Raw genomic sequence first — 14,521 nt, forward strand, 5'->3', positions numbered from 1 at the left:
ATTATTTAATTTCTGAAAATTCATAACATCCCATATCCGGGGCTGCATCATTATCTCTGCGATTGCCTGCCAAATCAAAAAGATAGGTCGATATGAATTCAATACTTCCCTTATTTATGGCTGACGATTTCTCACTCAAGCTAAAGTTAAGCTCTTCCAAATCAAGAAAACCAGGATCTTCATTAAACAAACATTCAGTGAATATTGAGGCATAATCAATATGGGCTGAATTGCTCAATTTTAAAAGAGAATTCTGAACCAAAACATTTTCTGTTTGATCAAATTCCAACTCATCAAATCTATTTCCATACAGGATACTATTTCTGATTGTCAAGCCCTCTTCGCCAAGACCATTATATGAGAGAACTGCCTTTGAACGAGCAGAAAAAAACCACGAATTATAAAAAGTTGAATGAGATATCAAACAAGAACCATACTCTTTTAATCGAACACACTCCTCACCACAATTACTGACCAGCATATCATGAGCAACAATAATAGAATTTGATGCCAGTAATCCATTCCCCGTAAAATTCCGAATAATTCCATACTCAATCAATATTGGATTGTTATCCAATATGGTTTTAGGAAAGCTTAATCCATTAATGCCGTTTTCGAGAAGAAAATGACTGAGAAAGTGAGTCGTACTTTCATCGTAAAAGTAGATTCCATTCCATTGACCGGGAACATTTTTGTACAATTCTTCCAATCGTGAACTTCCAAAATAAACAGGTTTTTGAAAACTTCCTTTTACCTCAAAATTACCCTTAACATGAAGTGCCGTATTCTTCTTGAAATAAACCTTTGTTCCCTCATAAACAATCAGGTCAATACCTTCATCAATCCAAACAGGTTTCGTAACAAAATAAGGACGATCTGCCGTCCAAATCGTATTTTCAGTAATGTCACCATCAACTATATAAACATCCTGCGCAAAAGTCTCTAAAATCACTTCCTGCACCTGCCCGTTCAGTTCAAACTTCAATTGGTCTTCTAATAACCGGGGAGCATCCTCATCTTTTGCTTCAAGACCTACCTCAACAAAAATAAAAAGGCTGTCTTTGGCATCAAGTTTAATATCCATCAAATTGTTCGACTGAATTCCATTCACATTTAGTCGATATGGTGATTCTAAATTTTGAAGGTATAAGTGCGAGATATTAATTGCGTTGGATGAAGTATTCTTCACCTTTAACTGCCTGGTTGTTGAACCAAAGCCAGTGAATAATGTATCAAATGCAATTGTATCCGCTGAAAATGTCAATCTAAAATTTGGATCGGTCGTAAAATTCTCATCTTGGTCGCAAGAAATAATGAGAAATGAGATGACAATAAAAAACAGACAACGAGATAAAGGCATGATGTACTTAATTTAAATTTAAACCTGAAGATATAAAAAATCCGGTATTTTATGTAAAAATACCGGATTCAAGTTCATTCGAAACATCTTAAAAGAAGATGTAACTTTTACTATTTCTCTTGTATCGGGAAGTTTTTGTTTTACTGAAATTACGATCGGCAGCTCTTCTTTCTCTCAATCTACTCTCCCTCTTCATTTTATTTGGAATATCGAAATTGATTCCCAATGTGATCTCATGAGTTCCGTCACTGCTATCAGCAATTAAATTGTTTGTGTAATGATCGTAGGAATATCCTATGTAATATTGGTTGTAATTTACACCCACCATTCCCACAATCTGATCGTTCGTTCTGTACGATGCCGCCATCCAGAAATGATGAATATATAACTTGGCTGACAGATCGTAATAAACATCCGAATTCATGGTTTTACGAACAATCACCGAAGGTTCCAGATCAACAAGGTCTTTTAAATGAAACGTGTAACCTGCTGTTGCATAAAAATGACGCATCATGATATTATCATCGATATTGTTATCGCCCATTTTAACGGAAGCTTCAAATAAATGTGCTGCTGATGCTCCTACAAAATAATCATCGTTATATAAGTAGACCCCGAAATTTGCATCCGGCACATACGACACCTCATCCGGACCCGCTTTGGGGTCATTAACCGGAATGTATCTTTTATCAAACTTAAACTGATAAAAAACGCCTCCCAGTCCAAAAGAAAGTTTTGTTCCTGTTTGTCCCAATTTACTTTTTGATAATTGCAGGTGATAAGCATACGAAAACTCAATTCCTGTTCTTGCTACTTCCCCGGCTTTATCGTTAAAAAAATAAGCACCTAAACCAACTCCCATTTGTTTATTTCGTCGTGATAACGGATTTCCTTTTACGTTACAAGTAGTACATTTATTACTCATGTTTTTATTAAAACTCAAGGCCTGCGTTTCAGGAGCCCCTTCTACTCCCGACCATTGCTGACGTAAACTTAAGCGCAGAGGCGAATACATCCGGCTTCCTGCCATGGCAGGATTGAGTAAAAATCCATTCTCCACGTACTGGCTATAAAGTGGCAATTGTTGAGCTTTTCCTTGAGTGAATGCAAAAAGCAACACTCCTAGAATTATTGTTATTCTCATTAGAATCTAAGGGTCAGGTTTAATATTATCGTTTAACGGAGAATTGTTACAGTTCCCAGTATTGGCTTTTCATCATCAAGTTCCACAGCATAATAGTAAGAACCTATTGGTAGATTAGTATTTCCATCGGCACCTGTCCAAGGGGTACCGCGATACTGATTACCAGTTCCACTAAACTTATAAACTGCTTTACCCCATCGATCGTAAATTACAATCTTAAGGTTTTGTACAAACTCGATTCTATCAATATCCCAATAATCATTATAGCTGTCATTATTCGGCGTAAATGCTTTTGGTATTGTTATTCTGTTTTCATATAGATATTCCAGTACGATTGTTGAATCTAACTGGCAATTATTTTTATCAATTACACTTACAGTATAAGTTCCTCTTCCCAAATCCTCAATACTAATTCCATAGTATGGATTTAAATCCAGATCAGACCAATTAATAGTATAATCAAGAACCCCTCCCGTAACATCAATTCGAATGGAACCATCATTGGCATCCACTGTTGTTGGGCGACTGGCTTCGGCTTTCAATTTCAAAGCCTCTGGCTGAACGAGCTCCACACTGGCAACATCTGAACAACCATGATCATCAACAACCTTAACATCATATGTACCAATAACTAAATCTGAAGCAACATCTGTTTCCTGACCATCCGACCATTCAATTGTATAGTTTGGCGTTCCCCCTGTTATATCAACTGTTGCACTTCCAGAACTTTTTCCATAACACAGAACATCCTGATAGTTATTAATTTCCGCAATCAATGTATCCGGCTGGTTCAATAATTTAGATCCCGAAATTTCACATCCATTATTATCAACAACTACATACGAATAATCTCCGGATTCAACATCAAAAATATCCTTAGTGATACTACCATAATTATCCCAATTAACCAAATATGGTCCGGTTCCTTCTGAAATATCCAATTTAATCCAGCCATCTTCCAAACCATAGCATGTTGGTTCGTAGAAATCTGAAACTGTAACAAAAACCTGCTTTGGTTCTACAATCTCAATAGGAGTTATTTCAGATTTACAACCATTCCCATCTGTAATCTGAACTGTATATGTTCCTTCTGAAAGTCCCTGTTGATCCTCGTTTGTTGGACTAATTCCCGATCCTCCCCACAAGTATGTGTAGCCCGGAGTTCCACCTTTCGGATGTATATTAATATATCCATCAGTCCTTTCAAAACAAGAAATATCTTTCTTCCAGAATTCAGCAACAAGCTTGTCTGGTTCATTAACCACAACCTGCAAACTCTGACTTTCATAGCCGGGATCGCCAACCGAATCATATACTGTAACAGTATATTTACCAGCTTTTAAACCGGTAACATCTTTGTCTGTACTTCTAAAATAGTTATCTCCTGTCCATGAATAAGTTAAATTTGCAGGATCGCTTTCACCTAAAACATCCACGGCAACTGCTCCATCTGTTCCTCCAGGACAAGTAACATCAGTAGTTGAAGTTACAAACAGCAGTAATTTATCAGGTTCGTGAACCTTTTTTGAATCTTCGATTCTACACTCATTTGCATCTAATACAACAACATCATAAACGCCCATTTCCAAACCACTCACCGAAATATTCCTACTAACATTTGCTGATTCAGCATAAGAATATCCATTTGGTCCTGATATCAGGAAAATATAAGGAGGGGTTCCTCCGGTAACTGTTGCCGAAATCTCTCCATCACGCAGACCTGCTGCAGAAATATTAATCGGAGTAACAGTCAATGCAAGAGAAGCTGGTTCTGTGATTGCCTGACTTCCTAAAACAGGAGGACATCCATATTCTGAAGTTATGGCATAATCATATGTGCCAGGCTCCAGATCTAAAATATGTTTTGCTGACGATAAAAATCCAGCTCCATTAGTCCATGCTATTGTGTAATTTGCTGATCCAAAATTCACATCCAATTCAATCTCACCATCAGCGGCATTGTTACAACTTACATTTTTAACATTTGCCACACTGGCTAACAATGGATCCGGAGCTAATAATTCATAAGTGTTGGTTGCCGATTGCCCGGCCGATGTTGCTGTAACTGTATAAATACCTGCTGCTAATCCTGAAATTGTTTCTCCTGCTCCACTGTAACCGGCAGGACCAAACCAAGCATAAGTAAATGTTCCATCACCACCTTTGGCATGTGCTTTTAATTCTCCCACAGGACTTCCAGCACAACCAACAGCCTTTCTTTCCTCTATATAAGTGAATACCATTCCTGGTTCTTCAATTATTATCGATTTTTGCACTGTTGAACATCCGGAAGCATCTGTTGCAATCACCGTGTAAACACCACCAGCTAAATTCTCAATCAAGAAACTGTTGTCATCGTAATTATCAGGACTAACGGATGAATATCCATCAGGTCCTGTTACGGTAAAAGAATAAGGAATTGTACCTTCCAAAGTTTCAATTGAAAGAATGCCGTTTTTGGTTCCTGCAACTTTAATGTGTTGTTCTACAACTAAACCCAACTGAATTGTTAAACCTAAATTTAAATCAACTCCATTTTCTGATGAGCAATTATTTTTATCCGTAATCAGTAAACTATAATCACCGGCAACTACATTTTCAATATTTTGAGAATATGACCGGTAATCGCTGGGTCCTGACCAACTGTATGTGTAACCACTATTACCACCATAAGGTGTGATTCTAATAATACCATTGTTGATATTGTTACATGTTGGCAGTACAATATCTTCAACTAAGAATCCTATTTTTCCAGGCTCAGCAACTGTAACATTTTGTTCAAACACACACGAATTTGCATCAACAATTCGAAGAGCATAATCTTTTGGTGCCAGCATAGAAAAAATACCTGTTGCACTTTCAACTCCATCTAAATAATATTGATAGTTTGGAGTCCCCTGAGCCGCTTCAACAAAAATCTCACCTGAGCTTTCTCCATTACAATTTGCAGCCTCGATTGTTAATTCGTTCGTAATTAATTCCTGTGGCTCAATTAATTCCTGACTTAAAACCGAAGGACAATTAACTGCATCAGTAACAGTCAATTCATAAGTACCTCCTGCTAAACCTGAAACATTAGCTGTTGTTGCCGTGTATCCGGCCGGACCAGTCCAAGCGTAAGTATAATCGGTAACACCACCTGTAACAATAGGATTAAATTGTCCATTGTTATCATTGTAACAAAGTAAATCTGTTCCATTCAGATCCATTACAATCTCCGGATTTGAGTTTAGAGTGACATCTTCATCAGGAGTCAAACACAAGTTTGCATCTGAAACATGAACTTGGTAGTTTCCGGAATAAAGTCCTGTAATATTTTCACTTGCCTGAACTGCATTATCAAGAAAGTAAGATAGGTTTCCGGTACCACCGGATGCTGCAACCAAAATCTCACCTTCTGGAATGGTAAAACAAGTCAGATCCTTTTTATTGATACTATCGATTAACAATTCGTAAGCATCAAATATATTTACGATGGTATCAAACTCACAGTTTTTGCCATCGGCAACGGTAATATTGTACTTCCCAGGTGCTAAGTTTAGAGCTGTACTTTCCCATGTTGTTTTATTGGTTGATGCTGAAGCAGAAAAATCATTTCCTGCCTCATCTTTCCAGAAAAATTTATATTCCGGGTACTGAATATTTGCCACCTTGGCAACAACTCGTCCATTTCCCTGCCCAAAACACTTTACATTGTTGGCTGTAATTTCCAAAGAAACATTTGATTTGGTTCCTAATTGAACCTCAATTACAGATTCAATTTTACACAAAGAGCCATCTTTCGCTACAGTATTATAACCATAAATCACTTCAACTTTATAAAATCCTGAAACAGCAACTTCAATCACAGCATCTGTTTCTCCAAATAATTCAGTATATGGAACAACACCATCTGCACTGTAATACCACTGGAATGTTGTATTGTTGTTAATCGGAAACCCTTTTACATGATCCAAAACGGCAATATCACTACACCACTCTTCACGAGGCTGATCAAAACTACCTTCAAAAGAAGGAGGATCTTCGTCTCCTCCGGGAGTACTCGGCACCAATACAAAACCTGTTGTATTATCTTGATCAAAATGATAATTTACAGGATGATCCCCACCAGTTCCTGAAGAGCCGGCAATATCCGTTAAGGCAGCATTGTAAATTTTACCAAATAGTCCTGATGGTTTGTATATAAACGCCTTAACTCCAGGAGTACTAGCTTTTAGGAAAGCGTAAGAACAACGAACGCCTTCCATTTTTAAATCATTGATTACCGTAATTGTTTTTCCGGATTCAATGATATTGTTTTCGTATCCAAGCGTGAATTCCAAATTGGTAAAAGTATTGTTTCCATAAACTTGTCCCTGTTCGAAGAAAGTCACAGAACCAAAATATCCTTTTCCTAAACCTAATATTTTTATAATTCCATTATTCATGAAATCAACGAAACCAAAGGTTACGTCAGTATCAGTTTCACAATAAATTCCACCTCCATTGGCAAATGTAATTTTAGTATCCTTAGCAATAAAATTCAATCCTCCGGTAGTATTCATCTTCTGGTTCCAGCCTGTTGGTTGATCGGAAGTAACAATCACTAAGGAACCGCTCATATCAAACCTGCGTATTGCATCAGGGTTCCCCAAAGACAACGAACTAAATCTCCCAACAGTAAAATCATTACCATTTGTAGTAACAGAACCACTCTCCAAATACAAATCACCGGAAGTTATTAAACTTGAATTCCAAACCCACGATTGTGCATCACCATTGAATATTACATCACCATTCATCGATTTATTGGCAAAATCAACAAATTTATCACCTGCCAATCCATCTCCAACAAAGTCAAAAACACCCCGCATACTCAATGACATCGTCTCTGTTAAATCCATGAATCCACCAATTTGAAGAGTCGCGTCAACAGTAAAGCTTGCACCAGGATCTACATCATCGTTCCAGGTCATGCTGTGGCATTTTCCGGCAGCGCTTAGCTCTACAAATTTGCTTCCTAAAAATGAATTCGCAGTAAAGAAAACATCATCGTTTAAGGTAGGAACACAACCTTCTTCGCTCCCATCCTGGGTGCGACTCCAGTTCTCGTGATTGTTCCAGCTGTCGTCGGTTCCCTTTCCAACCCAGTACAGAGCAATCGGAGCAATTGCCCCATCAGTTATCCAGCCTGTAACATTCCCTAAATCAAATGAATTTGCAGCAGTATAAGCTGCTCCTTTTGAGCCATCGCCATTAATGTCTTTCAGTTCAAGAAAATTACCTGTAACATTATTCGCCGCCAGGATTGTAGTTTCTTTAGTATCTTTTGTAGAATGCAGCGAGATTGGCGCAAAACAACTTCCTTCAGCAAGAAGGTAATCCATTTCATAAGTTTTGCCATTCTGAAACTCGAATTCAAAGCCCCGAGTCAATTCAACTGTTCCAAATTTATTTTTTCCATTTACGGCACCATTTTCTTTAAACTGCAGATAACTCACATAAGGAGTAATACCAGAAAAGCCTGAATCCAATTCTCCATCCTTCTCAAATATTAATTTTTCAAATGAGATATTGTGTGTTGTGGCTCCTGCGATAAATACTTCAGCATTATCTGTAAATGTAATTGTACTGTTCGCAGATAAAAATTCAAATCCTAAATCCAAATATGCATCGGCAAGGTTAAAATAAATCGAGCGTCCCAATACATCTTCCTTTCCGGTAATGGTTACACTGGAATTCTGAATATCTAAACCCCTTGAATTAACTCCCTCAGTTGGATCTGTAGATGTGATACTCTTGCATTCCAAATCGAAACCATTGGTTATTAATTTACCGTAACGGATGAAACAATCACCTTCCATGAGCATATCGTCCCTTAATTTCCACTCTCCGCCATTACCATCAAACTCAACAATATTTGGAAACACATATCCAAATGTATTTATCTCCTGAAGTTCGGTTGCTCTAAAGTAAAAATTAACCACTGCGGATAGATTAATATCTACAGCCGAATTAAAAATAAGAGAACCATAAATATAAACACCTGAAATATCAGTTGCGCCCATTTCAAAATTCGGTCTCGCAGCTTCAGATCCAGTCCAATCCATTGTTCGGCAACGAATATCACTGGCTCCTGTATATACTGTTTGCTCTGTATCGGTAAATGAGCCGTCATCAAAAAACACATTATCTTTTGCTGTTGGCACACAACCTCCCGATTTAATACCGGAAACCGTCGACCAATGATTTGGATCATCCCAATTTCCTGTTCCGTCAACCCAATATAAGTTAGTTCCTGCAGGTTCATCTTCAAATTTCCAACCATCAGCTCCACCCAAATTTATAGATGCTTTCGCAACGAATGTATCTACGGGATCAGCATTGACATTTAAAATATTAACTGAATTTACTGTTATATTAGTTACGCCTGCCTTCGCTTTAAAGATTGCCGCATCGGCACGCGAACCTGTTATATCAATAGTTCCTTCGCAGGCTCCGTTAGCAATTACATTACCGAACACAAAGGTCTGACTGCTTTCAAATACATAAGTTTTCCCAACAGCCAATTGAATACTTTCAGCAACAAAACTTATTTCAGAAACATTCTTTTTTCTAAAATAAGTATTTCCATTCAGCACTATATTGTTAAAAGAAATATCGTCTGAATAAGTATCGATGTAGGCATTTCCATCAGCATCATCGAATGTAACATTATAGAATGCAACCGGCACAGCTCCTGTTGAAACAATTAAATCGCCTCCTGTGGTAAATATTATCTCCGAAGTACCGGCATCAAAAGTAAATCCATCAGGTGAAATTTCAAATTGTTCCAATTTGAAACTCGAAGTGCCCAAACTTAATGATCTTGTATTGGCCACACCAAAATTAGAAACAAAACCTTTGGCCTCAATATCCTGACTATTAGAGTTCAGATCTCCATTCTTTAAAAGAATTGTACCTGATGTCTTTAATCCGCTATTCAAAATCCAGCTGCCTGCAAGCCAGGAATCATCCTCTTGTTTAGTTCCTTCAAAAACGAGATCGCTAAGTAAATCTACTGTCCCCGCATTAATATTGGAAGGATTCTCTGATTTAAAATAAAAATCACCTGAATATGAATAATTGGCATTTACCATGCCCGAAAAATCCAGACTTCCAAAAATACATATTGGCTGATCTCCTGTGAAACTCATTAAATTGGCATTCGTCCAGATCATATCCAAACACTCTGCTGAACTCCCTTTTTTAGATATATTTACTTCATAACTGTTTAAGACTTTCGCATCTTCGAAAATAACCACATCTTTTCGGTTTGGTAAACATCCTCCCAACCAGTTTCCAGCCTTAAACCAGTCATTATCAACATTTCCCGTCCAATAAACAGTACCTCCGGTTAAATCGTCAGGAAAAACCCATCCATCATATCCAGAAATACCTATCGATTCATTTGCTGTTAACGAACCAATTCCTCCAATAACATTTACATCCTCGATTCTTAACCGATAAAGATCAGATGACGACACGTCACAATCAAAATAAGCAACACCATTTTCTCCTTTAAAAGAAATGTATTCGGAACATGTACCGTGAGCAATCAAACCATCCGCTTTTGTAATTTTCTGTTTACTGCCAACATTAAAAAGATAAGATTTACCCTTGGTGAAAATTAGTTGATCAAACTGATGATTACCAAATAATTTAGCATTCCCTTTAAACTCAAGAGACTCAAAAGTCGGCTCAAATCCTTCATTCGTTAAAAATGTCTGACCATCAGGAAAATTAAAAACTACTCTTCCATAAATAATAAAATCGGAAGAATTATTGTAGAGTTCTGCTCCGTCCGATAGGAATCGAATTTCAGAGTTGTTACTGATAAGTGTAAAATTGCTACCCGAAATATTCCATGAACGTGAAACCCCATCGGTAATATCCACATTTGAATTAAGTAAATCCAATTCCCGGTTATAAGTACTTGTAGAAACGAATTGTCCTACAGTTAATCGATTTCCATTAACATGCAATTTACCTTTAAACAGCTCCAGATTATTTGCAACAGTAATGTCTGTATTAAGAGTCCATTCTCCATCACCAACAAAAGATACAGATCCTGTAAGAACCGAATTTATTGTTATTGTGTTTGTTGTGTTACCTCCATCAAACTGTGTTTCTCCATCAAAAACCCAGGTACAGTTTCCTGCTGCCAGGGATCCAAAAATTGCTAAATTATTTGATCCTTCTAAAGTCGCATTATCATCAATGGTAAGGCTTTTACATTCTGCTGGAATATCAATATTTACTACAAAGGTGGCTGGTATTATTACACTATTATTTCTGGATGGCACACAACCCGAATCCCAGTTCCCTGGTGTTCCCCACATTCCATCGCCTGCCCCACCAGTCCACATATAATCTGCAGAAGATGGTGCCGCAAAAGTCCAATCCGAATTATTTCCACCTAAGTTATATGAATTATTTGCCAGAAATGGAACCGCATTACCCAATGCATTAATATTTTGCACTTTCAGATAATCCAAATTAACCAATTCTGCCGAAATATTTCCACCAAGAACATCTCCTGTAATTGAAATGTAAGCATAACATTCCCCCAGAGCTTCAAACTTCGTTTTTATGTTTTGGGTTCCACTTGATATAAAATAATTGTATCCTTCAGTAAAAGTTAAATTCTGAAAATCATTTTCTCCTTTTAAACTTCCATTCAACTCAAAATCTACATTATTAAATGAAGTAAGAATAACATTACTTTCTATTGCTCCATTATCTCCTTTGAATAAAATGTCAAAAAAATCGACACGTTTAGTCCCAATTGTTTCAATGGTTGAATTTGCTGAACTAACAATTATTTTTGAGTCGCCCGGATACAGACTCAGATTATCTGTTTGAACAGACAAAACAGATGCTCCGCTTTTATTAAGATTAATGATTGAAGAATTAAAATAGAGCTCTCTGGATACCGGGTTCTCGGAAACAAAACTTCCGCAGGTTAATTCTGCTTCAATACTTAAAGAACCCTGATTAAAATAGACCGTATTATCAAGCAGGTTCATTTCACTGGTAATTCTCCAGCCTCCGTTGTTGTCAAAATAGAAATCCCCATTGAATGAATTTCCTCCAAAATCAATAATATTACCAGGAGTATTTGCTCTAAAATACAAAGGACGATCAAGGTCAATAATCATCTGAGTGGTAAATTTCACTCCTCCATAGATGACCAAATAATGTGCAATATTATTATCCGTTTTAAGAGCAGGCATGTTTTGTACATTGCCCCAATACATATTCAAACAACGTGCAACACTAGTGATTACCACTTCTGCTCCCGGATCAGGAAAAGAAAATTCATCAAAATACACATTATCATCTTTATCAGGCAAAAGAGCTCCTGGGTTTATTTTCCCGCCTGGCTGATCGCTCCAATGCTGAATATCATTGAAATTACCCGAACCACCAATCCAGTAGAAATCACTTGCTTCTGCAGATAAATATATTAATTGTAAAAATAGTATTAGTAGTAGACTTGTTCCATTTCTTTTCATAACAACCGGTTTTCCTATAAATCATCGTCCTAATTAAATTAGGCAGAAACATGTATTCTTCGCATTAAAGAATCTTTTGCTTTGACGAGAGAAAAATAAATAAGTTTCAAATTTGGCGAAAAATTTCAACATATTATTTATTACCCCAGAATATTTCTTTTAGCCAAAAATTCCGTTTTAACACATTATATGTGTGAGAGTTTTATTTAAATAAATTTAAACGCTAACAAGCATAAACATATCAGTCGATTACAAAAAAAAAAGCCCATCTTAAAAAAATAAAAATGGGACATTCAATTTAAATATGATAATTTTCAAATAAAATCAATCCGCTCAATATCTTCCCATTTAAAGTTTTTGTATTCATCTTCTTTTACAAAAATTATTACGCCGGCATTTTTATTGGAAACATCGGTTTGGTCGCCAAGATACAGCTTCATCCCATTTTTTAGTTCAACAAGACAATAGTTGTATGCCATTGGTTTAATACTTCCAATATTTCTGAAAGGAATTGTAAATTCCAATTTATCATTTAAACCATTTAAAATCTCCGAATCCATTGCCTCATCTAAATCGTAAACAATTACTCCCTTATACGATTTACCATCCTTTGTAACCAATGTACCGAACAACCTTTCGGATACCCTAAATTCAGACAAACAATCTTTATTTTTGGGAAAAGGAAGGATCTCTAAAGAAAGAAAGTGACTCCAGGGAAAATCGACCCGTCCAACATGTGGAATACTAACAATAATTCCTCTGTTGTATTTATTAACATCATTCTCACCGGTCAATTCAAACTGTCGTTCGGAATTTAAAGTAATGAGGCTTCCATTTTCTGTTTTTTCAATTAATTTAATTTTATCAAAAGAAATGGATACATCTCCATCCCGACCTCGTCCATCCAATTTATCTCCTGCCAAACGCTCATCATGGTCCCATTGAATAAAACCGGTAAACTCTCCTTTTGTTGTTGTAATCTTTCCATAAATTGGCTCTCCAAAAGTCTCCACTCCATCAGCAGGTGTTGTTTCAAAATTGACAATATCAATGCGATCCCAATCAATTTTCAACAAACCTAATTCCTGATCAATAATCCAAACTTTGGTTCCTACATCATTTGAACCGCCACTTAAATTAATATACTTTCCATCTTTAAGTTCTAAACTTACCGATTCACTGCCTGTTACAGAGATTGATTTTATATCGCCAAACCGGCATTCAAATTTTCGATCGTAAATACTGGTAAAATCTCTCCTTTCATCATTAATTGTGACTTCGAAGCGATCCCAGGTTCTCTTTCTATTGTATCTCTCCTGATTATTTTTTCCCTTGGATTCCGGAAGGTATTTTAGGTAAGGATTTTCTTCTTTCTCTGCATTAAACACATCAGTCAAAAACACTTCTTCATCATCCCAACGAATGGCGCCCTTATAAACATCACCATCAACAGTGGTAATACTGCCGTATAAATAACATGGGTATGTTTGACCTGCAACAGTGAATGAGCCAAGGAATAGTTGAGCAATTAGAAAAAAGAATAAACGATTTTTCACTAAACAATCCATACTTCCTGATTTAAGTTTATTTGTCCTTTTCGCTCTTAAGACGAACAGATACAGCAAAAGTTACACAAGAAGCAAATAATATGCTACAGTTATGTTGTTTTAGGAGGATACATCGTTTTTAAGCCATTTTTTTTAATTGCACTACATTATCTTTTTTAGCTGAAAACCAATTTATTTTAGGATGTTTCATCAATCAAATTAGGTTGATATTTTCATTTGAATTTTGTGGCTGGTTTTCTTTTTGAGGAATAAATCCGACACTTATCTTTAATACCTGCAACTCATTGATAACCAATCGCTATTAAGGAGTGAGAAAAACATGCTTATGTTTTGACTAAAACTACACTATGTTTTTAGTAAAACATGCCTATGTTTTGATCAAAACTACGCTATGTTTTTTTTAACAGATCGCTATGCCATTTTACTATACTTTTTCGAGCTGCAAAATTGACTACATTTTGTTTAATTAGGTTGTTGTGTTATTTTTAGGTTTATCGTTTATTTAATCGGGAATCTTGTGTTGGAATAAATAAGCGTAAAGTAAACACAATATTCCCTGGAGATAAAACACTTGTTACCCGCCACATTCTACATAGAACCAATACATTCGCTATTTTTTACGAAAAAGAACCTGAATGTTCTTTGATGACTCCGAAGGAGTAAAAATCTGTATCAATTCCCAATCTGAATCATATTCAGCGATAAGCTTTTTCAAATTATAAATCTTGAGTAATTTCTCTGTAATATCATCTGATTTATCTTCCATTTCATTGGAGACGTCCCACGAAAATGATTCCAACCTAAAAAACACAGATAATTTCTTATTCGCTAGTTTAACTTCCACTTCTGCAACTTCATTGTCATAGCCAAGTGGTATCGGCACACATATTTCTCTCATGAGTAAAAGGTTTAG

The 14,521-nt window shown here is 36.4% G+C and carries 5 protein-coding genes; all 5 read right to left on the bottom strand.

Going from position 1 to position 14,521, the window contains the following annotated elements; all coding sequences use genetic code 11:
- Position 1: 1 nt before the first annotated feature.
- The 5 genes from ACKU4N_RS16840 to ACKU4N_RS16860 all read right to left on the bottom strand — a co-directional run bounded on the left by ACKU4N_RS16840 (position 2) and on the right by ACKU4N_RS16860 (position 14,506).
- Positions 2-1,360, bottom strand: coding sequence for a choice-of-anchor Q domain-containing protein (locus ACKU4N_RS16840; RefSeq protein ID WP_321318338.1), 1,359 nt, complete (start codon positions 1,358-1,360; stop codon positions 2-4).
- 88 nt (positions 1,361-1,448) lie between these two features.
- A complete protein-coding gene (locus ACKU4N_RS16845) occupies positions 1,449-2,504 on the bottom strand; it encodes a PorP/SprF family type IX secretion system membrane protein (protein WP_321318339.1) in 1,056 nt (351 codons plus the stop codon).
- Positions 2,505-2,536: 32 nt separating this feature from the next.
- Positions 2,537-12,040 (bottom strand): T9SS type B sorting domain-containing protein, encoded by a 9,504-nt coding sequence (locus ACKU4N_RS16850; protein ID WP_321318340.1) that lies wholly within the window; start codon positions 12,038-12,040, stop codon positions 2,537-2,539.
- 314 nt (positions 12,041-12,354) lie between these two features.
- Positions 12,355-13,608, bottom strand: a complete 1,254-nt coding sequence (locus ACKU4N_RS16855) for a hypothetical protein (RefSeq protein ID WP_321318341.1) — start codon at positions 13,606-13,608, stop codon at positions 12,355-12,357.
- A 610-nt stretch (positions 13,609-14,218) separates the two neighbouring features.
- Positions 14,219-14,506, bottom strand: a complete 288-nt coding sequence (locus ACKU4N_RS16860; protein WP_321318342.1) for a hypothetical protein — start codon at positions 14,504-14,506, stop codon at positions 14,219-14,221.
- Positions 14,507-14,521 lie beyond the last annotated feature (15 nt).

Source organism: Labilibaculum sp. (genome assembly GCF_963664555.1).
Taxonomy (GTDB): Bacteria; Bacteroidota; Bacteroidia; order Bacteroidales; family Marinifilaceae; genus Labilibaculum.